This window comes from Marinobacter gelidimuriae, from assembly GCF_000372805.1.
GTDB classification, from domain to species: domain Bacteria; phylum Pseudomonadota; class Gammaproteobacteria; order Pseudomonadales; family Oleiphilaceae; genus Marinobacter; species Marinobacter gelidimuriae.
Map to the genome: position 1 here is coordinate 27,644 of NZ_KB889880.1, position 22,963 is coordinate 50,606.

23 protein-coding genes, 1 tRNA gene and 1 pseudogene are annotated in these 22,963 nt (G+C 55.8%); 16 read left to right on the forward strand and 9 right to left on the reverse strand.

The genetic code is table 11. The features are described 5' to 3' along the window. Window positions 1–26 precede the first annotated feature (26 nt). A complete protein-coding gene (gene rnt, locus A3OI_RS0108295; RefSeq protein WP_018403821.1) occupies window positions 27–671 on the forward strand; it encodes a ribonuclease T in 645 nt (214 codons plus the stop codon). 65 nt (window positions 672–736) lie between these two features. On the opposite strand, the pseudogene A3OI_RS21785 reads toward rnt, so the two are convergent. The 3 genes and pseudogenes from A3OI_RS21785 to tnpA all read right to left on the reverse strand — a co-directional run bounded on the left by A3OI_RS21785 (window position 737) and on the right by tnpA (window position 2,059). Beyond that, window positions 737–1,232 (reverse strand): annotated as a pseudogene (locus tag A3OI_RS21785) (transposase). A gap of 342 nt (window positions 1,233–1,574) precedes the next feature. Beyond that, complete coding sequence (locus A3OI_RS22680; RefSeq protein WP_155903055.1) at window positions 1,575–1,748, reverse strand: hypothetical protein; 174 nt, start codon at window positions 1,746–1,748, stop codon at window positions 1,575–1,577. Continuing rightward, window positions 1,745–2,059 (reverse strand): IS66 family insertion sequence element accessory protein TnpA, encoded by a 315-nt coding sequence (gene tnpA, locus A3OI_RS0108310; protein WP_018403824.1) that lies wholly within the window; start codon window positions 2,057–2,059, stop codon window positions 1,745–1,747. Before tnpA ends, A3OI_RS22680 begins: the two co-directional genes overlap by 4 nt. Window positions 2,060–2,214: 155 nt before the next feature. On the opposite strand from tnpA, the gene A3OI_RS0108315 reads away from it, so the two are divergent. After that, window positions 2,215–3,474 (forward strand): OmpA family protein, encoded by a 1,260-nt coding sequence (locus tag A3OI_RS0108315; RefSeq protein ID WP_018403825.1) that lies wholly within the window; start codon window positions 2,215–2,217, stop codon window positions 3,472–3,474. Window positions 3,475–3,707: 233 nt separating this feature from the next. Continuing rightward, window positions 3,708–6,959, forward strand: a complete 3,252-nt coding sequence (locus tag A3OI_RS0108320) for a DEAD/DEAH box helicase (RefSeq protein WP_018403826.1) — start codon at window positions 3,708–3,710, stop codon at window positions 6,957–6,959. On the opposite strand, the gene A3OI_RS19635 is transcribed toward A3OI_RS0108320, so the two are convergent. Further along, entirely contained in the window at window positions 6,944–7,645 is a 702-nt protein-coding gene (locus A3OI_RS19635) for an SDR family oxidoreductase (protein ID WP_018403827.1), read from the reverse strand. The genes A3OI_RS0108320 and A3OI_RS19635 overlap by 16 nt on opposite strands. Window positions 7,646–7,728: 83 nt before the next feature. Here A3OI_RS19635 and A3OI_RS0108330 point away from each other — a divergent pair, with 83 nt between their 5' ends. Beyond that, a complete protein-coding gene (locus tag A3OI_RS0108330; protein WP_018403828.1) occupies window positions 7,729–8,097 on the forward strand; it encodes a MerR family transcriptional regulator in 369 nt (122 codons plus the stop codon). Here A3OI_RS0108330 and A3OI_RS21790 read toward each other — a convergent pair. Then, window positions 8,020–8,613: a hypothetical protein gene (locus tag A3OI_RS21790; RefSeq protein WP_323806873.1), complete on the reverse strand. Its 594-nt coding sequence runs from the start codon at window positions 8,611–8,613 to the stop codon at window positions 8,020–8,022. The genes A3OI_RS0108330 and A3OI_RS21790 overlap by 78 nt on opposite strands. 76 nt (window positions 8,614–8,689) lie before the next feature. Here A3OI_RS21790 and A3OI_RS0108335 point away from each other — a divergent pair, with 76 nt between their 5' ends. Together A3OI_RS0108335 and A3OI_RS0108340 are read left to right on the forward strand one after the other, a co-directional pair. Then, window positions 8,690–9,355 carry a site-specific integrase gene (locus tag A3OI_RS0108335; RefSeq protein ID WP_018403829.1) on the forward strand — a complete coding sequence of 222 codons (666 nt, stop codon included), beginning with the start codon at window positions 8,690–8,692 and terminating at the stop codon, window positions 9,353–9,355. Between the two features lie 12 nt (window positions 9,356–9,367). Continuing rightward, entirely contained in the window at window positions 9,368–9,697 is a 330-nt protein-coding gene (locus A3OI_RS0108340; RefSeq protein WP_018403830.1) for a nucleotidyltransferase domain-containing protein, read from the forward strand. Window positions 9,698–9,814: 117 nt separating this feature from the next. Here A3OI_RS0108340 and A3OI_RS0108345 read toward each other — a convergent pair whose 3' ends face one another. After that, on the reverse strand, window positions 9,815–11,800 hold the full coding sequence (locus A3OI_RS0108345; protein WP_018403831.1) for an SDR family oxidoreductase: 1,986 nt from the start codon (window positions 11,798–11,800) through the stop codon (window positions 9,815–9,817). 174 nt (window positions 11,801–11,974) lie between these two features. On the opposite strand from A3OI_RS0108345, the gene A3OI_RS0108350 reads away from it, so the two are divergent. Both A3OI_RS0108350 and A3OI_RS0108355 read left to right on the forward strand, forming a co-directional pair. Continuing rightward, the gene (locus tag A3OI_RS0108350) at window positions 11,975–12,274 is read left to right on the forward strand and encodes a hypothetical protein (RefSeq protein WP_018403832.1); all 300 of its coding nucleotides are present in this window, start codon (window positions 11,975–11,977) and stop codon (window positions 12,272–12,274) included. A gap of 1 nt (window position 12,275) precedes the next feature. Next, entirely contained in the window at window positions 12,276–15,212 is a 2,937-nt protein-coding gene (locus A3OI_RS0108355) for an insulinase family protein (RefSeq protein WP_018403833.1), read from the forward strand. Between the two features lie 26 nt (window positions 15,213–15,238). On the opposite strand, the gene A3OI_RS0108360 is transcribed toward A3OI_RS0108355, so the two are convergent. Then, a complete protein-coding gene (locus tag A3OI_RS0108360) occupies window positions 15,239–15,880 on the reverse strand; it encodes a TIGR04282 family arsenosugar biosynthesis glycosyltransferase (RefSeq protein ID WP_018403834.1) in 642 nt (213 codons plus the stop codon). Next, window positions 15,870–16,574 carry a TIGR04283 family arsenosugar biosynthesis glycosyltransferase gene (locus A3OI_RS0108365; RefSeq protein ID WP_051078077.1) on the reverse strand — a complete coding sequence of 235 codons (705 nt, stop codon included), beginning with the start codon at window positions 16,572–16,574 and terminating at the stop codon, window positions 15,870–15,872. Before A3OI_RS0108365 ends, A3OI_RS0108360 begins: the two co-directional genes overlap by 11 nt. Window positions 16,575–16,672: 98 nt before the next feature. On the opposite strand from A3OI_RS0108365, the gene A3OI_RS0108370 reads away from it, so the two are divergent. The 7 genes from A3OI_RS0108370 (at window position 16,673) to A3OI_RS0108405 (ending at window position 20,928) form a co-directional block, all read left to right on the forward strand. Then, window positions 16,673–16,749, forward strand: a tRNA-Arg gene (locus A3OI_RS0108370). Window positions 16,750–16,933: 184 nt separating this feature from the next. Beyond that, the gene (locus tag A3OI_RS0108375; RefSeq protein WP_018403836.1) at window positions 16,934–18,196 is read left to right on the forward strand and encodes a tyrosine-type recombinase/integrase; all 1,263 of its coding nucleotides are present in this window, start codon (window positions 16,934–16,936) and stop codon (window positions 18,194–18,196) included. A gap of 15 nt (window positions 18,197–18,211) precedes the next feature. Then, complete coding sequence (locus A3OI_RS19640) at window positions 18,212–18,424, forward strand: hypothetical protein (protein ID WP_018403837.1); 213 nt, start codon at window positions 18,212–18,214, stop codon at window positions 18,422–18,424. Between the two features lie 174 nt (window positions 18,425–18,598). Further along, window positions 18,599–19,279 (forward strand): hypothetical protein, encoded by a 681-nt coding sequence (locus A3OI_RS0108385; protein WP_018403838.1) that lies wholly within the window; start codon window positions 18,599–18,601, stop codon window positions 19,277–19,279. Between the two features lie 102 nt (window positions 19,280–19,381). Beyond that, window positions 19,382–19,594 (forward strand): helix-turn-helix transcriptional regulator, encoded by a 213-nt coding sequence (locus A3OI_RS0108390; protein ID WP_018403839.1) that lies wholly within the window; start codon window positions 19,382–19,384, stop codon window positions 19,592–19,594. Next, window positions 19,591–19,890 carry a hypothetical protein gene (locus A3OI_RS19645; protein ID WP_018403840.1) on the forward strand — a complete coding sequence of 100 codons (300 nt, stop codon included), beginning with the start codon at window positions 19,591–19,593 and terminating at the stop codon, window positions 19,888–19,890. Before A3OI_RS0108390 ends, A3OI_RS19645 begins: the two co-directional genes overlap by 4 nt. Before the next feature lie 825 nt (window positions 19,891–20,715). Continuing rightward, on the forward strand, window positions 20,716–20,928 hold the full coding sequence (locus A3OI_RS0108405) for a hypothetical protein (protein ID WP_018403842.1): 213 nt from the start codon (window positions 20,716–20,718) through the stop codon (window positions 20,926–20,928). Window positions 20,929–21,188: 260 nt separating this feature from the next. Here A3OI_RS0108405 and A3OI_RS0108410 read toward each other — a convergent pair whose 3' ends face one another. Further along, complete coding sequence (locus A3OI_RS0108410; RefSeq protein ID WP_018403843.1) at window positions 21,189–21,650, reverse strand: hypothetical protein; 462 nt, start codon at window positions 21,648–21,650, stop codon at window positions 21,189–21,191. A gap of 482 nt (window positions 21,651–22,132) precedes the next feature. Between A3OI_RS0108410 and A3OI_RS0108415 the strand changes: the two genes are divergently transcribed. Further along, window positions 22,133–22,339 (forward strand): ribbon-helix-helix domain-containing protein, encoded by a 207-nt coding sequence (locus tag A3OI_RS0108415; protein ID WP_018403844.1) that lies wholly within the window; start codon window positions 22,133–22,135, stop codon window positions 22,337–22,339. The last annotated feature ends 624 nt before the right edge of the window (window positions 22,340–22,963 follow it).

Genomic DNA, 22,963 nt, shown 5'->3' on the forward strand with positions numbered 1-22,963 from the left:
CACATAGCGCCATCGTTGGAGTTTGAGTGACCGAAGAAAACAGCCAAACGCACCCCATGTCCCGTCGCTTTCGCGGGTTTCTTCCTGTTGTCGTAGATGTTGAAACGGCCGGATTCAACCCCGCCAAAGACGCTTTGCTGGAAATAGCAGCGGTGATGGTCACCATGGACGAAAACGGCTTTCTGCACCGTGGCGAAACTTACCTGCAGCAGATAGACCCGTTTGAAGGCGCTAACTTCGAGCAGTCATCGCTGGACTTTACCGGCATAGATCCGTGGGACCCAGAGCGTGAAGCGGTGCCGGAACGCGAAGGCCTGAGTGAAATATTCAGTCCGATACGCAAGGCGATGAAGGCCTTTGACTGCAAACGTGCGGTTCTTGTGGGGCACAACGCCACGTTTGATCACAACTTTGTATTCGCCGCCAGCATGCGCGCAGACATCAAACGCAATCCGTTTCATCCGTTTTCGACGTTTGATACCGCCACCCTGGCAGGCCTGGCTTATGGCCACACAGTGTTGGCCCAGGCCTGTAAACTGGCCCGCATCCCGTTTGACAGTAAAGAAGCGCACTCCGCGGCTTACGACGCGGAAAAAACCGCCGACCTTTTCTGCAGTATCGTGAATCGCTGGCAGGAACTTGGGGGCTTTCCACCCCCGCCTTTCGAATAGTGTTATTGCAGAATTGAAAAGTTGCGGTATAAAAAAAAGCGGCGGTGCCAGGGTCTGTTGACAATTCACATCGGCAACCAGATAAATGGCGCAAGCCAATGACACGATGCTCTCATAATGACGAGTCAGTTTGTCATATCGGGTGGCGACGGCCCGATAATGCTTGAGTCTGGCAAACGCGTTTTCCACCCGATGTCTGAGCTTGTACAACGGCCAGTCGAGTCCCTTATTCTCGTCGTAGCCACCCGCGGCGCCGGCACTGTGCTGGTGTGCTTTCACAGAGCGGCCATCAATGAAGACCCATTCCAGATCGGAGTCTGTTTTCAGCACGTTGAAGAGCTTTTTCCAGATGCCTTTTTTCGACCAGTCATTGAAGACTTTGTAGACAGAATTCCATTTTCCGAAGTGGCCTGGCAGATCTCTCCAGGGCACACCGGTCCGCATTCTGAACAGAATNCCTTCGACTGTTTTGCGCAGACCTGCCTTGTTATACAGACTGAATTGAAGCAATATTTCTCTCAGCTTGGACCACAGTTCCTCTGTGAGCCTGTATCTGGGCATTGCGGGCTCGTATGATTGTTGTTTCGGAACTTCATTATACGAGCTTGCTCTTACCTTTCAAAGACTTACAGTCAATTGTCAACAGACCCTAGGGGACGTGCCGAATCCACTGCAAAAGATTTGCCTCACACAATCTAGCATGCAGCTCTTCAGAGCGCCTCTGAACCTCTTGCTTGCCGAGCTTCTTTAATGCTTTCTTTCGTTCCCCGTCCATACTTCTATGACGGCTAACGCCGAAGCGCACTGATGACTTTGATGCAGCGAAGCGGAGGCAAAGGCATTCGCGTGCCGCGCCTGGCTAGCTGTTGGCCAGCATGTAAACACGAAGCTGCCGCTGCGCGCTCATCCAAGGGCATCAGCTCCAGCCGCGAGATTCAGTGGTGCTGCGAAACCAACATCATCTTTAACGATCAGCAGGGCCAGGCCGTTGGCCTGCTTGCGGAAATCAATCGGCGCCCGGTACAGATAAATCTCCGGCAATCCCAATGACGGGCGCAGGTACCGGCGTCGCATCACAACTGCCTCAGGACCGCGCCCAGCAACTCGATATTGCCCGCATGCAACTCGGTGATCGAGATGCCGCCGGGTAATGACACGGTTAGCTCCTCTCCGGGAGCAAACGCCGGAATGCGCGCCACCCTGGCAAATCCCGTGACTGCGGACTTCTCATCCGGGTGGTGATCAGGCTCTGTCAGCTTCTTGCGCCAGTAGACAAACCGGTGGTAACTGAGCGATTGTTCCTTGCAGAAAGCAGCGCCGGACAAGCCAAAGGCCTGCCAGTCAGATAGTGTCTGGTCCCAGCACGGGTGTAGGTCGGGATTGTTCATGCGAGATTCCTCCTCGGGTAACAGGCAGGAATCAGTGTGGCGAACTCTGGATTCTGGGTACAGACGCGAATTTATTGGCGCTTACCTCATTGCTGTTCAATAGTCTCTGCTAGACTTACTCAATATGTCGTCATAAAACACAGGCAGGGTGAGTGATGTCGCGCCGAGGTTGGGTAAACAGTGGACTGGTGGTGGTACTGATTCTGGCAGGCGGGCTGGCACTATACGGCTACCGCTCCCTGCAGTCGGATATAACGCAGCTGACCGATGCACGCTCGACCGCTGAATCCAATGCGGAAGATCTGCGTAGCCAACTGCAACAAAACGAGCAGGCGCTGACGGCAGCTCGGGCGCGGCTCGAACATCGCACCAGCAGTGCGGATAAACTGGAAGCCGAACTCGACCGCCTGCGTCAGACGCTGGCCGGGGCCAAGGCCGACTTGCAGACTGCGCAACAGCAGGCTGAGAAGCTCAAGTCCCAGCTGGAAACAGCGCAGGCGGCGTTGGCCAAACGGGAGGGGCAGGTCGCCGAGCAGGGTAGTCAGCTCAAACGGAGCCGGGATCAGATCGCTGCTCTTACGGCGCAGCTGGCTGCAGCCACCAAGCACGTTGAGAACTTATCCCAGCGACGCAACGCACTGACGTCGGACCTGAACACGGCGACCGCCAAGCAGACCGACGCGCAGAACCGCATTGCCGAGCTTGAAAAACAGCTGGCGGAAGCCAACGCCGCGCTTGCCGATGCGCGCCGGGAAGTCTGGCAGCATCAATCCGCACTGGCGTCGGCAACCGAGCAGCGCCAGTCTGTTGCCGAGCAATACCAACAAGCACGTGAGCAGCTCGCGCTACAGCAAGCTCGCAGCCAGTCTGCCACCGAGACCATCAACGTGCTGGAAGCCCGGATGGCACAGGAAAAAGCGGCAACCGATAACCTTCAGTCGCGGCTGCAATCCCTGAGTCATGAGAAGGAAAGTCTGGTGTCCCGGCTGGAAGATGGCACCACCGTGATCAAGCTGCCGGAGAGCATCGTGTTTAATTCCGGTTCTGCCAGAATCGGCAAAGCCGGCCGGCACACCCTGACGTTGCTCGCTGATGCACTGAAAAGCTTTCCGGATCACCTGATCAGTATTCAGGGGCACAGCGACAGCCGCTCCATTGCTCCTGCCTTGCAGAGTTTGTATCCAACCAACTGGGAGTTATCGGCGTCACGGGCTGCGTCAGCGGTGCGGGTGTTGAGAGAGGCCGGTATCGACCCCAGCCGGATGCAGGCAGTGGGTTTTGCGGATACCCGACCGCTGGTTAAGGAAATTGATACCGTCAGTCGTCGGAAAAACCGACGTATTGAGGTGCTGTTGTATCCGTCTCAGTTCAAGATAAAAGCCTACCGACCGGGCGGCCGTGAGCCGGCCCGGTAGTGGTTTCGTCCGGAGCTGCCGGACGGTTGATTAATAGTTCGCCGACGATATTTCCTAAATAGAGAAGCACCGGGGATGCCCATTTTCTCTACCGTAGGGTTTTCAATATAGGCCACGTATCCTCCGGGCTGCCACTGGTTCAGGGCGGCCCCACCCAATGCGACATTCGAATCGCCCCCGGGCTGTTCTGAGCACCCGAGTATATTACAATGCCGGCTTTGCCCGGACGCACCATGACCCTACTGATTGACCAACCAACCCTGCTCGAAGTTTTCGGAACCGCTACCCTGCAAAGGGGCAGACGCTACTTCAACGAGGAGCGGGTTCTTTACCTGAACAGCTCCCTGGAGGGGGCCAGCATCCGCAAACTGGATGCGGTGGTGGAAGGCAGCGGTCAGACCTATCAAACCCTGGTATCCATTGACCCCCGCAGCCCATGGGCTCTGCGTTCCTTGTGCACTTGTCCGGTAGGGAATTTGTGCAAACATGCCGTGGCCGTATTACTGGAGGCAAACCGTCGCCAGGAACAGGAGGCAACCGACCGCCCGTCCGGAACAAACGATCTCGCCCTGACCAACTGGTTCAATGCGCTGCGGGCACGCTCCAAACCACAGGCGAAGCCCTCCAATGAGCAGCTCATTTACACCCTGAACGAGTTGAAGTTCGGGCATGGCCTGTCTGTGTCGGTAGGCAAAGTCCGCATCAAGAAAAACGGCGAGTTCGGCCAGAAGTCGCTGACCTCCGCCTGGACAAACGCCAACCTGGATTATAACCGTCCCAAATACATCCAGGATGCAGACGTACCAGCCCTGTGCTGGCTGAAAGCCGCCCCCACCGCGCTCCGGCTTAGCCCCACCCTGGAAGGCGCCACCGGAGCCCACTTCCTCGAAGCGGCGGTGGCCACGGACCGCCTTTACTGGACTCACGAGAGCAACCGCCCCCTGAGTGCAGGCGAGCCCGTGCAGGCGGAGTTCACCTGGCAGCAGGGCCCAGACGGCCGCTGGAGCCTGATGCTGACGGGGCTGCCGGAGGAATGCCGGGTTGTGACCACGGAGCCTCCCTGGTACATCGACACCCAGAATCACAAAATCGGTCGCCTGAACCTGCCCTCTTCCGGGGGGTCACTGGACTTGCTGTTGTCGACGCCGACTCTGAGCTCAGAAGACATCAGCCGCCACGTTCTGCACCTGAAACCCGTGCTGGACCAGTTCGACATCGGCCTACCGGAGGGCATCCGGGAACCCCGCAGCATTCAGGCCGACCCGACACCCATTCTCCAGCTCTATTCCTTGCCCCGGCCTGACGGCCTGCCGCCACGGATGGCCGCCAAACTGCTGTTCAGCTACGACGGCGTGATTCTGGGTCTGGGCGAGACCATGGCCGTTGTCCAGCTGGAACAGGACGGCGAAACCCTGCTGGTTGAACGCAATCCGCGCAGGGAGTTCGAACACCGGAACCGGATTGTCGGCCTGGTTCCCCTGGCGCAAATGGCCGAGGGGCTGATGACCCTGCCCCCGGCTATCCGGAACGATCTGACCTTTCCCGCCCATGGAGACTGGCTGGACTTTCTGGCCTGGACGCTCCCGGCTCTGGAGGCCGACGGCTGGGTCATTGAAATGGACGAGTCCTTCCAGGTGCCGGTGGTGGAAGCCGACGAATGGTACGGCGCCTCCAGCGCCGCCGGGGAAGACGGTTGGTTCGACCTGGAGCTGGGCATTGTGCAGGACGGCCACCAGATCAACCTGATCCCCCTGCTGCTGCAATGCCTGGAATTACTGCGCCCCGACTTCGGCACAGACTCCACCGGCGAGCTCCAGCTACCGGAAAACCTCTGGCTGCACGACGAAGAAACCCTGATCCGGGTGCCTTCGGAACGGATCCGACCCATGCTGGAGACCCTGTTCGAGCTCTACCGGGACAAAGACCCGTCCGATCCTTTCCGCCTGCCCAGAATTGAAGCCGCCCGGCTGATCGGCCAGTCCGAGGCCGACTGGCGTGGTGGCGAACAACTGCAGGACCTGGGCCGCAAGCTGACAGACTTCACCGGGCTGGACACAGTGCCCGCCCCCGAAGGCCTGCAGGCGGCTCTTCGCCACTACCAGCAGGAGGGCCTGAACTGGCTGCAATTTCTTCGCGACGCTGGCCTGGGCGGCGTGCTGGCCGACGACATGGGCCTGGGCAAAACCCTGCAAACCCTCGCCCACCTCCAGGTTGAGAAACAGGCGGGTCGCCTTATCAAGCCCGCAATGGTGATCTGTCCCACCAGCGTGATACCCAACTGGCAGGCGGAAGCCGCCAGGTTTACACCGGGCCTGATGGTAACGGTGCTGCACGGCCCCAAGCGCAAAAAACAGTTCCAGGAACTGGACACCACCGACCTGGTAATCACCAGCTATCCGCTGCTGGCCCGGGATGGAGAGATGCACGACAAAACCGCCTACTCCACCGCGGTCTTCGACGAAGCCCAGAACCTGAAAAACCCCAAGGCGGCGGTCTCCAAAGCTGCCAGGGCTCTGAAAGCAGAACACAAGATCGCCCTCACCGGCACCCCCATGGAAAACCACCTGGGAGAGCTCTGGTCCCTGTTCGACCTGGTACTGCCCGGCTATCTGGGCGATCACCAGGAATTCCGGGAGTTCTTCCGCAGCCCCATCGAGAAAGACGGCAACCCCGAGCGCCACACTGCCCTCTGCCGTCGCATACGGCCCTTCCTGCTGCGCCGCACCAAGGAACAGGTAATCCCGGAGCTACCGGAGAAAACCGAGATGGTGCGCATGGTTGAGCTCAACCGGGGCCAGCGCGACCTGTACGAAACCATCCGCGCCAGCATGGACAAAAAGATCCGCGACCTGATGGCCGACAAGGGCATCGCCCGCAGCCAGATCGAAATTCTGGAAGCCCTGCTGAAACTGCGCCAGATCTGCTGTCACCCCGCCCTGCTCAAACGCCAGGCCAGCGACAGCGAACTGGCCTCTGCCAAGCTGGACCTTCTGCTGGACATGGTCACCGAGCTGCTGGAAGAAGGCCGCAAGATCATCATCTTCTCCCAGTTCACCTCCATGCTGGGCATTATCGAAAAAGCCTTTCAGGAGCGCGGGCTGATATACGCCAAACTCACCGGCCAGACCAAAAACCGCGCAGCCCCGGTAGAACAGTTCCAAAGCGGCGCAGCGCCCTTGTTCCTGATCAGCCTGAAAGCCGGCGGCGTAGGCCTCAACCTGGTCGCCGCCGACTGCGTGATTCACTACGACCCCTGGTGGAACCCCGCCGTCGAACGCCAGGCCACAGACCGCGCCTGGCGCATCGGCCAGGACAAGCCCGTCTTCGTCTACCGGCTGATATGCGAGGGCACTGTCGAGGAACGCATACAAACCCTGCAAGAGAGAAAAGCCCGGCTCGCCGACAGCCTGTACGGCACCACAGAAACCTTCTCCGCCGCGCTGACAGCGGACGATGTGAAGGCGTTGTTTCAACCATTGAAGTAGCGTTTAAGCTCTGGGATAAAACCGGCGGTAGGCCGATGCTCATTCAGGTGCGACGGCAAACAAACGACCCTGACCGCCATTATCGAGAACCTGACCCAGACCGCCGCCATCGGCATATGATGCTTCGGTGGTCTTGCTTCCAAGTGAACGGCCAGCAGCGACAGCAGCCCTATTAAATTCGGCGTTGTCCGATCCAACGCCAGCAAGCGGTCCGGCACCGATTCGACCAGGCTGGCCTCGGCGATCAGGCCCGCCAGCACATCGACGCTGACCAGGGGCAGCCAGTGGTCTGGCGTTCCAGGCACCATCGCAAGCCGTCCCGCCACCAGATTTTCAATCAATGCGTACAAAGGCTGAGCTGTGTCCAGTTCACCCGTCACGCTGTGGCCGGAGACGGTTGCGGGCTGCACCTCCACCATCGCCAGGGCGTTTTGCTCGGCGAATGCCCGAACCCTGAGGGCGCCTTCCAACTTGCTGGCCTCGTAGGCACCGGCCTGTCGGTCAAGATCACCCGCGACAGCCTCGACCAACGCCCCTCTGCCACCCAAGTGGTCCACCTGTTGCCGTAAATCAGCAAGCTTTGCCTGTGAACGCATCAAGGCGAATACCTGAAGGCCCCGCCCGGTCAGCGCTGCCAACACATAACGCCCAATAAAGCCCGTTGCACCCGTTACCAAGATTGTCATGATGATGCTCCTCTGCTGGTTGTCCATCGACAACACCATGCTAAAGTATTGAGTTAGGTCTACAGTCAACAGGAAAAATCACCATGCACATTGCCGAACTTGCAAACCGCACGGGCACCGGCCGTCACGCGCTGCGTTACTACGAGAAACAGGGCTTATTGGTGGGTATCAAGCGCGATCAGAATAATGACCGGGATTACCTGGAAGCCGCCGTGGAGCAGGTGAATCTACTGCGGCAATTGCAGTCGCTCGGCTTCTCGCTCAAGGAAATCCGGGAAATACTGGATGGTCTGCGCAACAACCACATGGACTGTGCCGAGGGTGCCCGACTGATGGCCGAGAAACGCGTCAAGGTGGAACAACAAATCGCCCAGTTACACGCCGTCAGCGGGTTGCTGGCACGGGAACAACAGCGACTGAAGGAAAGCGCCGCCCGGCAGTGTGCAGGTTAAAGCGTGCGGGCTACTGCTTCTCAAACGCTGGCGCACCGGCGTATCACTTTTTAACCATCGGCTCGTCATCCCGCACTCGCATAAAGCTGGCAAATCGCGGCAACCCGTTGAAGTGTGGCCAAAGAATTTATACGTCACCGTGGCGCCTATGGCTGGTGGCGACGCTCGCTCCACATCGCTCAACCCCGAACCGAGCTTAAACTGACGACCATCCGGACGCTCAACCCGAAGCGCACCCAGCATGCCGTCATACTTACCCTCTCCCGGTGAATAACCAACCACGACGGCTTCTGCGTCCTGATAGCGCTTCACCTTGAGCACGTCATCCGAGCGGCCCGCCCGATAAAGACTGTTGCCGCGGTGCAGCATCAAGCCCTCGCCATCCAGTTCGATCACCTCATCGAGCCGTGCCATCAGCACGTCGTGAGTGGTTGCACGTTGTTGTTCGATCCGCCTTCTGGGAGTGGTGTTTGATAAAACCCTTGGTTTTGTATTGTCACAAATCAGGAATAGCATTGTATTGCACATTTAAAAAGGTGATGCTGCGCTATGTCACATACAATAGAATGAGCTGATAAGAGTAAATTATTTAATGCCTATAGAACGGATTTTTAACGATGCGGACGCGCAGCGCTTACTCGACATGAACAGCGCCCTACCATGCGGCGGTCGAAACTCGGCACTGATTATGGGGGCGCTTTATTGGGGGCTAACGCCAACAGAGCTAAGCCTGTTGCGCCTTGAGGACGTGATGGATCAATCCGGCGAATTTTTCCGGATATGGACGCTACCAGATACCACCGCATACAACGGCGAATCGAGGGAGCTGCATACGGAAGATCATGTGCTGCCATTTTTCGAGCAATACATGAATTGGAGGGTTGCTGAGGGGCTTTTTAAGAGCAACCAATCTTGGTACCGAGGTTCGAATCCAAGAAGTCAGTTTTTTGTTAATGATCGCGGGCAGCCATTCAAGCTGTCACCACGAAAGAAGGGAGGCGATGAGTATCAGCCTCGCTCTATGACAGCCAAACTGAAGTCATTTATTAAGATGGCGGGAATTGAAGGTGCGACGGCGGCCACCTACAGAGACAGCTTCGTTAAAGCCATGCATGACAATGGCTGCCATCACAAGGATCTGATGCGTGTAACCGGCATCAAGCAAAAAGAGACGATAGACCGAAAGATTCGTCCGCAAATTCAGGATCTGGACAAAGTTTTCAAAAGCGTCTTTTCCCGAGTGAAAGTAACCGATTAGAGAGTGTAGGCGATGGACTCAAAAACCAAAAAATCGGCAGCCCAGTTTATAAAACTGGCTTCTCGGGATTTTAATATTTCCCAGTTCGTCCTCTTCGGTAGTCGGGCACGGGGCGATTATCACTCGGAAAGCGATGCCGATATCGCGGTCTTTCTCCGAGGCTCTAAGGGCAATTTTGTAGAAACGAAACTGGAATTGGCCGACCTCGCTTTCGACGTACTTCTGGAAACGGGCGTCCTCATTCAACCCCTTCCTGTCTGGGAAGACGAGTGGGAGCGTCCAGGTGAGTACGCCAACCCGCGATTACTTGAAAACATTAAGCGTGAAGGGGTGATCTTGTGAGTGAGTTGATGGATAAAGCTCAGCGAGCGTCGGAATCGGCGGCAGTTTTGCTGGGTATAGGTGATAACGAGGGTCCCTAATGCACCGCCGCTTTTTTGTTACCCGTAATAATGCCTGTTACCAGTGAATACCCCGCATAATGGCCGCAAATGCCACCTGGTCGGTGGATGCCCCCTTTTCAATGCTTACCTCTTTGCCCTTTTTAGGCATGGAGTCCGGGAACATTTTATAGCCGGTATTCATTAGAATTTCACTCGCCTTGGGTGCCAGCGCGTTCAACACCTGAGCAAACACGCCAAGCCGCGTCGCGATGCGCTTGGGCCGGTAAACAATCGCATTCACCACCATGTCCGCTGCCTCTTCCGGGCTCAGTGTGGGCACAGAATCATAGATTTTAGTGGGCGCTATCATCGGCGTTTTCACCAACGGCATGTTGATGGTGGTAAAACAAACGTGCCGGTCTGACCACTCCGCCGCCGCGCAACGGCTGAATGCATCCAATGCCGATTTAGAAGCCACATAGGCCGAAAAACGCGGCGCGTTGGTCAGCACACCAATAGACGAAATATTGATGATGTGGCCACGGCGACGTTCTAACATGGCCGGCGCAAAGCCCATGATCAAACGCAACGAACCAAAATAGTTCAGCTGCATGGTGCGTTCAAAATCGTGAAAACGATCAAAGGACTTGTCCAATGAGCGGCGTATGGAACGGCCGGCATTGTTTATCAGCACATCCACCGCACCATGGTTCTCGCTAACGGTTTGAATAAACCGGTCACAGGCGTCCATATCCGCAAAATCACACTGATAAGCATGTACGTTGGCGCCTCGCGCGTTCAACTGTGCGCTCACTTGGTCCAGGGTTTCCTGCGTACGCGCTCCAATCACCAGAATCGCACCCGCGTCCGCCAGCTTTTCCGCAGTCGCCAGGCCAATACCGGAGGTGGCGCCGGTTACCACACACACTTTACCTTCCACAGTGCCGCGCAGAGTGCGGTCTATGAAAAGATCGGGGTCCAGATTGCGCTCCCAGTAATCCCAGATCACCGGTGCATAGTCTGGCAGGCGGGGTACTTCTATACCGGTGCCCTGCAACACTCGCTCGGTTTCGCGGGCATCAAAGCGAGTGGGATAATTGATAAAAGACAGCACCGACGCAGGAATACCCAGATCATCCAGCAGAGCGCGACTCATACGCTTCACCGGAGGCAAATTTTTCAGGCTCTGGCGAATAAAGGGTGGCACAAATCCGAACATGCGCGAATCAATACGCATGCCCATCTTGGGTGCATGGCCCGCCTCACAGAATATATTGAGTATTTCACCCACCTTATACGGGTCAGAATCCACCAGATGGAAACACTTGCCGTCCTCGTCTGGCAGGTGGGCGATGTGGTCCAACGCATCTGCCACAAAATTCACCGGCACAATGTTCAGACGGCCGCCTTCAAGGCCTATGGTGGGCACCCACTGGGGCAGCGCGCCGCGAATCTTCTGAATCATCTTGAAGAAGTAATAAGGCCCGTCTACCTTGTCCATCTCACCGGTAGCAGAGTCACCAATCACCATACCCGGGCGGTAAATGCGGAACGGCTCCTTGCATTCGTCGCGTACCACCCGCTCAGACTCGTGTTTGGTGCTGAAGTAAGGGTGGTCCAGCTTACCGGCCTCGGCAAACATATCTTCACGGAAGGTGCCTTTAAACAGACCGGCTACCGCGATGGACGACACGTGATGAAAAATCCCGGCGCTAAGTGCCTCGGCTGCGGCCACGGCAGCGCGAGTGCCATCAATGTTGGCGGCTTGCTGTGATTCTTCACTGGCAGACATATCGTAAATGGCCGCCAGGTGAAAAAAGTGATCAATCTTTCCACTCAGCTGCTTTAATGTTTTTTTATCAAGGCCCAGGCCCGGGGCCGTCAAATCACCGACCACCGCCTTAATCTGCTTTTCATCAACGCCCAGCTTCTCCCGCAAGTCCGCCAGTTTTTGAACCGACTGCTCACGCACCAGTACATGAACGATGGCGCCGCGCGCCAGCAACCTGGCGATCAAAAACCGACCGATAAACCCGGTGCCGCCTGTTACAAAATAATTCATGCATTATCCGCCCTAATGGTTACGTTATTGTAAAAATAAGTTATAGCAGTGTTTGCGTATAAAGACCCAAGGCATCGAGGTTTTAGCAACCCGCGGCCATCAATGCGATAATCAGGAACTTTCGACGCACACCCGCGTCTGTTATCCATCGTATCTGTTGTTTGGAATGACTTCATGTCCCAGAAAAACCCCAACGCCGAGCGCTACATTGCCATCGCGCGCGCCTGCCTGAAAGCCATCAACGACACCGCCGCCAAAGCGGGCGATCGGGAGCAGAAAATTCAGGCCGTTTACGAAGCCATAGACACCGCTTTTCAAGCCGAATTCAAAAGCCAGCGCCAGACTGTTGCGGTTATGGCAACAGTACTGGAACGCATTGCCTCTGGCGAGCTCAGCGCAGACAAAGCCGCCGACCTGGCGCGAAAAACCTTAAATCAACAACCACAGACCCACGGCAAAACAAGGATGCACTGAAATGATGCCTGCCCTGACGCGGCTGCCACGCCGAAACCGATTCTGGCCAGCAGCCCTGACCTTCTTATCTCTGTTAGTCGCCAGTTCATTCAGCCTTGCCGCCCAGGAACCAACAAAAAGCCCCAACGACGCCAACCTGTATCGTTATTTACAATTGGATAACGGCCTGCGAGTGTTACTGGTGTCAGACAAAAGTGCAGACAAAGCCGCCGCGTCTTTAAATGTAGCCGTTGGCAGCGGCGACGACCCCGCCGACCGCGAGGGCCTGTCTCACTTCCTGGAACACATGTTGTTTCTGGGCACCGAGAAATACCCTGAACCCGGCGAGTACCAACAGTTCATCGCCAGCCACGGCGGCAGCCACAACGCCTTCACCGCGTTTCAGGACACCAACTACTTCTTTGACGTACAGGCCGAATTTCTAGAGCCGGCTCTGGACCGTTTCGCCCAGCAGTTCTCCGCGCCCCTATTCACCGCTGAATTGGTAGATCGCGAACGCAACGCGGTGCATTCCGAATACAGTTCCAAACTCAAAGAAGACGGCCGTCGCTTTTTTTCAGTTCGCAAAGCGGTTACGCCTGCCGAGCACGCTTTCCACCAGTTTGCCGTGGGTAACCTGACCACCCTGGAAAACAGCGAACAAAGGCCGTTACGTGAAGACCTGGTCACATTCTGGCGCCAGCACTACTCGGCCAACCTGATGAACCTCGCCGTTTACGGACCGCAGTCGCTGGATCGCCTGGAACAATTGGTGCGTGGCCGCTTTGACGCTATCGAAGACCGCAACCTGACGCAGAAGCGCCACAGCGCGCCTTTGGTTGATCGTAAGCAACTGCCCACAAAAGTGACGGTAGCGTCGCTGAAAGACATCCGCAATATGTCCCTGGTATTCCCTATTGCTTCACAGCAGGATCAATACCGCACCAAGCCAGAGCGCTACGTGACCAACCTGTTAGGCCATGAAGGCCCTGGTAGCCTGTTTGACGTGCTGAAACGTGCGGGCCTGGCCGAAAGCCTGTCGGCGGGCCTGGGAATGGACACGGGCGATGGCGCCACACTGGAAATCTCCATGGCCCTCACCAAACAAGGTCTGGAGCAGCAAGACACCATTCTTCCGCTGGTGTTCGCCTACATCGACAAAGTGCGCGACAACGGCATCAGCGAGCAACGTTTTGAAGAAATGCGCAAGTTGGCCGACATTGATTTTCGCTTTAACGAAAAAAGCGACCCCGTACACCATGTAATGCGCCTGGCCGGGCAACTGCAACACTATCCGGCAGCCGACATACTGCGCGCGCCCTGGTTGCTGGAAAGCTACGCGCCCGACCAGTACCGCGAGATTCTTGAGCAACTCACCACCGACAACCTTCTGCTGTTTGTGCTGCAACCCGAGCCCGATCTGGGCGAGGCTCGCGCTACGCAGTGGTATAACACCCAGTGGCAGCAGGAGCCCTTGAGTGCTCAACAATTGAACCAACCCGCCAGCGCCGCTTTGGCCAGCCAGCTTGCGCTACCGCAAGCCAACCCCTTCATACCGGAAAACCTTGCCATGCTCAGTGGCAACACCATGACCCAGCCCGAACAACTACTGAGTGCTGGTGCCGATGATGATGTCAATAATGGTGGCGGGATTGAACTGTGGTACGCGCGCGATACCCGTTTCGGCACCCCCAAAGCCAACGTATACCTGAGTCTGCGCACGCCCCTGGCACAGGAGTCCGCCCGCAACTCTGTACTGCTGCGACTGCTGACCGACGCCCTGAATACCAACCTGAACGCCTGGGCCTACTCAGCGCGCCTGGCCGGGCTGGACTACAGCATTTACCCCCATCTACGTGGATTAACACTGAGGGTAGGTGGCTACAGCGACCAAGCCAACACGCTGCTGGGCCAGATTTTACAACAGGTAGCCAACCCGGAACTGACCCAGCAACGCTTTGACATCGCGCGCCAGAACCTTGTGGACAGCTTGGTGAATGAATCCCGTAATCCTCCCAGTGAACAGATTGCCGACTATATTCAAACCGCACTTCTGCAGGGCGCCTGGCAGACCGAAGACAAGCTAAAAGCCGCTCAAGAAGTCACCCTGAATGACCTTCAAGCCTTCCAGCAACAGCTGATGATCAACCTGGACCCTGTCATGCTGGTTCACGGCAACCTCAGCACCGCGTCTGCGCTGAACATGGCCCAGCAGGCACGGGCTCTGATCATGGCCAACAGCCAGTACACGAACGTAGAACGCAGCCGCATACGCCAGATCCCCGCAGGCGAAACCCGCGTGAATATGAACATAAGCCACCCGGATGCCGGCTACACCCTGTACCTGCAAGGTCCGAATACCAGCCTGGCAGAGCGCGCGCAGTATCGGCTACTTACTCAGATTATCCGCAGCCCGTTCTACGAGAACATTCGCACCCAGCGCCAACTGGGCTACATCGTTTACGCAACATCATTCGAAATGCTGGAAACCCCGGCGCTCGCGTTAATCGTGCAATCTCCAGACACCAACCCGCAGGCTATCGATGCCGCTGTGGACGAGTTTATGGAAAGCTTCGCCAGTGCCCTGGCAAGTATTGGAAGCAAAGAGTTGGAGCAGGAAAAGCAGGCCGTTATCAGCGGCATACTGGAACAAGACCGCCAGCTGGGCGATATCTCCGGGCGCTTCTGGCAGGAAATTGACCGCGGCAACAGCAACTTTGACTCCCGCGAGCAATTGGTAGCAGCGATTGAAAATGTCAGCCTGGCGCAATTGCAAAGCACTTTCCGCACCGCATTGGAACAACGTGAGCGGGCGTTACTGGTCACCTCGGACGGCCAGATTACAGACGTAAGCGCAGACGTAGACTCAGGAGCAGACAAGACCGCGTCAGCAAATCACGGCAATGCAGACGAACAAATGCAAAAACTCAGAGCCCAGCCGCCGGTCACAGAGGGCTAACGGCTCTTGAAACAGAGGCAGCGATTTCAGCCAACAAACTCACGCTGAAATCGCTGCCAGTCTTCAGCTTCATCCACATCCCAGCGCATGGGTAACAAGCCAACGCTCAGCCCCGCACTTTCGAGTTTCTCACAGGTTTGCCGCAGAACATGCTCACTACCCCAGTGAATACCGTCCAACATGCCAGGCACCACCTTGCGCGCGCCGATCAACACATAACCACCGTCTTCCGATGGCCCCAACACCACATCAACGTGAATCAGCTTTTCAGCGGCCAGAAGAACATGAGAGGCATCCACTGACGGGCAATCGCTGCCTACAATGATGGCGACTTTGTGGCTATGCAAAGCACCACACAAAGCCGCGGCCATGCGATCACCAAGGTTGCCATCGCTCTGAAAACGCTGCTGCACGCATTGCCCTTGCAACTTTTTCATCACTTCAGCAGCTGCTGCCGGGGGCGTACGATCACAGTCCCACCACAGCTGCAGCGGTAAAGCCGTCGCCAGCAAATTATCCAGCACCGCCAGGGTTAACTCGCAATGCGCCGCCAGAGCCCCCTGCTCGCCCAGTGCGGGTATTAAACGGGTTTTTACCTTGCCGGCTTCAGGCCATTTGGCGAACTGCATGACCAGCGGCTGGTCAGAGTTGTTTTCATTATTCGGCATTACGAACATCCGATGGGTAGGCTTGGGCCAAAGACTCAGCAGACTCACCGCGCCAATAGCGCCAGCGCAGCCGCCACATCAGCACAATCGTTGCCCAGGCACCTTGTTGCTGCCAGCGCCGGCTGTCTGTCGTTACCGGGCTTGCTATGCAGAAAGGCCGCGACACATCGCGCAAGCGCCGCGACAACTCGATATCTTCCATTAACGGCTGGAGTGCAAAACCGCCCAGGGCTTCAAAGGCATCACGGCGCACAAACATCGCCTGGTCGCCGGTACAAATACCGGTCAACCGCGAACGCTTATTCATAAACCAGGAAATCACACGAAACAGCGGCCGCGAGCCACTTAAGCGAACGTCGAATCGACCCCATACGTTCAGCGTTGGCACAAATGCCTGCAATTGCTGCACGGCATCCGCAGGCAACTGCGTATCGGCATGCAGAAACAACAACACGTCACCCTGGGCAACCGCAGCGCCGGCGTTCATCTGCGCCGACCGCCCTAACTCCGCACTCACCAGCTGATCACATAAAAGCCGGGCCAAGTCTTGCGTGCCATCTGTGCTGCCGCCATCCGCCACAATCACCTCATGGCCTGCAGCCCGCAGCGACTGCAACAAAGCGCCAATCGCAGCGGCCTCATTCCACACCGGCACAATCACACTCAGCCTTACATTCGTTTTCAAATCCGTCATCACAGTGTTGATCGCGCCGCTTCCAAAAATAAACAACCCGCGCAAAGCCTTGAGCCACGCGCCTCAGCCCGTTATCATACCGCTCTTCTTGGCATTATGCCTTCGTAGCTCATCTGGATAGAGCGTCCCCCTCCTAAGGGGAAGGTAGCAGGTTCGAGTCCTGCCGAGGGCACCATTAACCATTCCAAAGACTACCTAGAAAGCCCGCAAACCACTGAAAAAATTAGAATTTTACTCCTTAAAGAACCTTGCCGGAACTACCGGGACACCACTGGAAATACCCACAAGATGCGGGTACTCTTGCGGGTACTGGCGATAGAGAGCGCCAACGGTACCCACAAACAGGTAAAGGTGACGGTATGGCCAGGGAAATCAATAAGCTGACTGACAGCACGGTAAAAGCCGCAAAGCCGGAAGGCCAGAGACGCCGCAAGCTGGCGGACGGTGGCGGGCTGACGCTGGTGGTAAAGCCCGAGTCCAAAGTGTGGTGGTTTCGATATAGGTTTGCCGGCAAAGAAAAAACATTCAGCCTTGGCAGCTATCCAGAAACCTCTCTGAAAAGCGCACGGGCAGGAAGGGACAATGCGCGGCAACTACTCGACCAAAACAAAGATCCTGTCACGCATCGCCGCTCAGAAAGCGCAAAGAATCTATCCGCTAACGCCAACACGTTTCAAGCGGTTGCCGAGGATTGGCTGAAGCTGCAAACAGGCCAGCTAAGCGACAGCACCATTTCAGTTACACACAACCGCCTGACAAACTGGATATACCCACACCTTGGCAGCCTGCCAATCACCGATATTGAACCGCCTCTGGCCCTTCAGGTATTGCGAAAAATCGAAGCCAAGGGCAAGCACGAAACTGCACACCGTATGCGCCAGCGAATCAGCCAGATATACAGATTCGCCATATCGGAAGGCCGCGCCACCAGAGACCCCACCGCAGACCTACGCGGCATTTTAAAAGCCGTGCCCGCAAAAAACAGAGCCGCCATTGTTAAGCCGGAAGAGTTAGCCAAACTGCTCCGAGCAATTGACGCCTACGCGGGCCAGCCTACGACCTGCGCCGCCCTGCAATTAGCCCCTCTGGTATTTCTCCGCCCCGGTGAGCTACGCCTAGCTGCATGGTCAGAAATCGACCTGGATGCGGGCATATGGACAGTGCCAGGCAAGCGCATGAAAGGCACAGTGAAGGCCAAGCGAGCTGGACTGGTGCCAGACCACAGAATCCCACTGTCACCACAAGCCATTGAGATCTTAAAGCCGTTGAAGCAGCTAACGGGCCACAGGCCATACGTATTCGAGTCGGTAAGGCCAGGCCGGCCAATGTCTGAAAACACAGTTAACACAGCATTGAAAAGCATGGGCTTTGACGGTGCGACCATGGTGGGGCACGGATTCAGAGCGACCGCTTCAACGCTTCTGCACGAGATGGGATGGCCGCCGGAAATCATTGAGCTGCAACTGGCCCATCGCCAGCGCAACCAAGTGGCCGCCGCCTACAACCGATCCGCCAGGATTGATGAACGCACGAAGATGATGCGGCAGTGGGCCGACTACCTAGACAACCTGAAGAAGCCGAACAGCAACGTGGTGGCCATAGGCCAGACCGCCAGCAAATAACCCAAGGGGTGAATCATGAGTCTACAAACCGAAATAGCCGAATACCGAAAACAGCACGCTGATGGGTTCGTAGTCGTTTCAGGCGATGCCGTAGCCGGTTGGGTGTCCAGTCTGGAAAATGCCGCAGGCTGGCAACCTGAATGCATAGCGATTGCACCGAACGGCTTCAAGTGGGTAGCTACCGGCGGCAATGACTACGATGGAGTTACAGCATGGGAGAAGCGGTAATGAAGATCACCAGACCCCGCGGCGCGTAAGCCATAACCGTTTTGGCCGTGCCTAGCCTGACGGGGCCGGGCTGCGGGAAATAGCCGACATTCTAGGCCACAAAACACTAGCCATGGTTCAACGCTATAGCCACCTGACACAAGGCCACAAGGCCGCCGTTTTCGAGTATTAAGTATGACGATGAACCTTGAACATCAGCTCGAAATGAAAGAGATACAGAATTGGATGCTGCTTTATGGCTTAGGGAAAAAGAATGGCAAAGTCATTCCATACCCATCTGCCGAATACGTCCATAGCAACCTTTTGTCCAGTCCGGTTAGCAACCCCATGTACTTAAATATATCCCGCAAGTTTGAGCGCAATGCGGCACTCAAAGGGGATAAGTCCTGGGAGCTTCTGGCGCACTGGCATATCGAAGGTCTTGCTGTTGAAGGATACGAGAAAAATAGTCCAAACCCTTTAGAGAACGTGACAGTCAAAGCAAAAGATTTAAAACTCTTTCTAGAGCGGAGTCAGTACCCATTACCTGACTGGCTAGCAAGCGCATTAGGGCTAACCAACCAAGCAATTTCGCACGACACCAGCACCGCAGCCACCGGACAAGCCGATGATGGCAGAGATAGCGCAGAGCTTCGCAGCACCCAGCGAGCACTTGCCGCCCTTGCTTTGGGCCTTGCAGCGAAGCCCGGCACCTACAACAAAGCAGGTAAGCCCAACGTCTTACAACTGGCGAAATTGGCCACAGAGCACTTACGCGATGGGCAGAGCGACCGCACGCCCCACGGCTTCAGTGAAACCACCGTTCGCAACACCATTACCGCCGCACTCAAGGCTTGCCCCGAATTGAAAGGTTAGGTTTTGTCAGTTGGCAATTGCTTTTGCCAGTTGGCACCTAATGCCCCGCAGAAACTAGACCATGGCCCCGTACCACATCGGACGATAACGGGAGTTCATGGCATGACCGCACAAACCAACTACGCACCACTCGACAGAATGCTACGCCGCCCGGAGGTTGAGCAAGTCACCGGCATGGCGCGAACCACCATCTATGACGGCATGGCCGCCGGTACCTTTCCCAAGCCCGTCAAAATTGGCGCACGTGCCGTTGCTTGGCCAGAATCGGTAATCCGTAACTGGATTGCTGAACGGATGGAAGGGCGCAAGGCATGAAAAACGAGACGCCCGCCCTGACAGCAAGACGCCTGCGCCAGTATATCACCCCACGGCACCGCCGCTTAATCATTGCGCTGCTAATAGGCCAGTTACCACGTGAAGAAGGCGACAGCGTAGCCGGAGCCAGCAACAGCCCGCACTACATCGGCGAACTGCGCGACAAGTTCCACCTGAGCATACGCACCGAACGGGTAGAGAAGATCGACCGCGATGGTTTTGTGACGCGCCCTGGTATCTACCACTTAGAGCCAGAGTCTAGGGAACTTGCCCGCCTGCTACTGGCCCCCAAGTGAGGGCCGGACTATGGCTAAGCAAAAGTCTAAGTTGCCGTTTGACGGTAAAGGCGGAACCGTTGTTATTCAGCGCCGCCTGCTGGCCTCTGAGGCGTACTTGAAACTGACCCCCTACGCCAAGGTGCTTATCCATCTTATACACCGGCATTGGACGCCAGCGGGCCCCGTAGGGTTTGGAGTTCGGCAGGCAGAGCGCGAGATACCGTGCTCTAACAAACCTGCCATACGGGCATTCAAAGAGTTAGAGAAATCTGGTTTTATCGTCAAAGTAGATGAAAGCCTTTTTTGCTCTCGCACACAGTCTAAAGCTCGAACCTGGAGACTTACGTGGATGCCATGCTGGCGAAATCGAGCGCCCACAAATGACTGGGAAAAGGCCCGTGAATAAAAGCTCTACCGGTGTATATTCGACACCCCTAGACCACCCAGAGGTGTCACTTTCGACACCCCGTTATATGAAATCAGGGCCAGAGGTGTCGAATTGTACCCCTGTAGAGCGCTTTTTCAGGTTTTACAGGTGTCGTTTATACACCACTCCTACTTATGCCACCCCCTACCACTTCTCATTGGGGTTTATGCAGCCTCTGAACAGTGCTTTTACACACGGCGGCCCAAAGCGATTGGCCAATAAGCTCGAAGGAGCCAGACCATAAACGCATTCACACATTGCCCGGCTGCTAGTCGCTGCACACTGGCCAGGGAAGGCAGGTAAAGGCGAGTGTGCAAAACTTGTAATTGGAAAGCCTATTTCTACTTAGCTCTATTTTAGAAACACCCGAAACTTCCCGACTATAAAAGACCGTGAACAATGCAGGAGCACACACCATGAGCAACGTCACCAGATTGACCGGCAAGCCCCGAATCACCCTACGCTACCAAGCCGGAGACATTACCCGCGCCCTGGCAGAGGGGCTACGCCATGACCTGATAACCGCCGATATTGAATCGGCACTACACGACCTGTTATTCATTGCAGGCCCCGAGGACGTTCTGGCAGCCCGGGAACTGCTATCCAGACTGCTACACGTGCCTGCCTAACAGCCGAATGCTTGTCATACCCATTGCACTGGCTGACGTGCCCCACAGGGCCGGTATTGCGATGGAGGGGCCGAACTACGGCGAGTTTATTGGGATGCTCAACAGGCCGCCAGATAAGGGCCAGAGCACTGGACAAAGCAGATTGAGTGGTGAACCAATACGCCCGCCATTGTTCAGGCTTTTTATGCTTTCAGACCCTATAATTTTCAACACATCAAAGCCTAGAGCGCAGAAAGCAATTCACGTTTAACGCCAATCAATTATTGAAAAATCGGCGACAACAGATTTCTATGAATCATGGCAATTGCTTCTTCAATAGTCGGGGCCGGCAGCCCTCTTGACCATGACCACCGGTATGTTCCAAGAACTGTGTTTGTTTTCCTGTCTCTCAGGGACGCGGCAATTAATTGAATGCGATCCTGTATCGGGCGATAGCCCAGTGATAACTCATAACGATAGTTTGAATCACTTACATTTTTGAACGTCGTGCTTCGATCCCCTGAATTAACCTGCACATCTTTTAGAGACTCCTCAGTGCTAAGAGCCACAGCATATCCGTAAAAAGCTAGCTCCTGTTTTAGCTCTACACTTATCAACAGCGGGTCGCCTGCCAAGCTGACAAAAATCTCTTTTGGCCCTTCAGCCTGTGAGGCAATTTTTGCTTTATTAACGCCACAACCCGTAATTAAAATTGCGACCAGGAAAAACACTAATACCTTCATGGTGGCTCCTCACCTATTTGTCTTTTAAAACTAGCACAGATGTGAATTTGTGCGTGAGCCGCCTCGTACCCTGTTGGCGAATATTGCCATTTTTCATAGCGACATGTGGCAAATGGCGGCAAGATTTCAAATTGGTACGCAGCGTTGGTACGAACTGGCCTGTTAGCAATAGTAAGCATTTGAACCTGATAAAACCTGAAACGAATCCGCCGCGCCGAATCAGTCAGGACGCCACCGCCAGCCAAGGCCGCCGAACCACCGCAGAGCCACCTAGAGAGCGCCGAGGCATGGAAGCCAGCGCACGAGGCCATGATGAATCACGTTGTGGCCTGCGCCGCTTGCTGTGCCCCACAAAGCCGGTATTGCAACGAGGGGGCAGACTTGCGAAGGGTGTATCTAGACACCCACCAAAGCGCCACCAGCCCGCCAGGAATTGATAAAACTTGAAACTAGAAAGCCCGTTACCAGAGAGAGGGGAAGTTATGAGCCGTAACCCGCGCAAATTCCGCCAACCAGTTCGACTAATCGTTTCAGTTGAAGCCCAGACCGTGGACGCCATTGATGCCTTGATGAAGTCCGGCTATCACTGCCACCGCAACCGGTCGGAGTTCGTCCGCCTCGGCGTAGAGCGTGAGCTTAGGCGCTGCACATCTGATGATTTTCAGACCAGTACACGCGCGCGCGACTGATGATTTCCATACACGTTGGCTAGACCGCCAGCCGCTGATGAATTTTGCGTAACTTTACGCGAGGCAATAAAGGCTTTCCCGAAGTTACTACGTGAGGGACTTTGATGATTTCGAGATACCGTAAAAGGGGGAAGCCGGCCAAGCTGCCGATTTTTCGGCTGATGGAGTTTCCCGAATATAAAAAGCCCATGAAATGAGGTGAAGCCCAGACCATGAACACTATTGTCAGATTGCCCGAAATCCCCGAAATCACCTACCACTATCAAGCTGGCCCTTGCCATTCGCTAGTGGTTAGCGTTCAATCGGGTAAAATCGGCTGAACGGTGATCTTCCCACAGGGGACTTTCACCCCATTAGTTCATGCCCATGCTGGGCGTACATCGGGTAGCCGAGGGTATCTAACCCTCAGCCCCCACAACACCCTGCATGCGGGTCCGCACAGGGCGTTTCACTTAGGATAGTGAAGCTTGATCCAACCATCACGCAACGAATAAAGCCCCTCAGATTTCAAATATTTTAAAGACAATGCTTGATTGATCCCTGGAGTTTTAGCGCTACGCCATGGCCCTTTGCTGGTAATGCCACACGCAACGGCTGACTGCACATGCACACCTCGTCTCATCA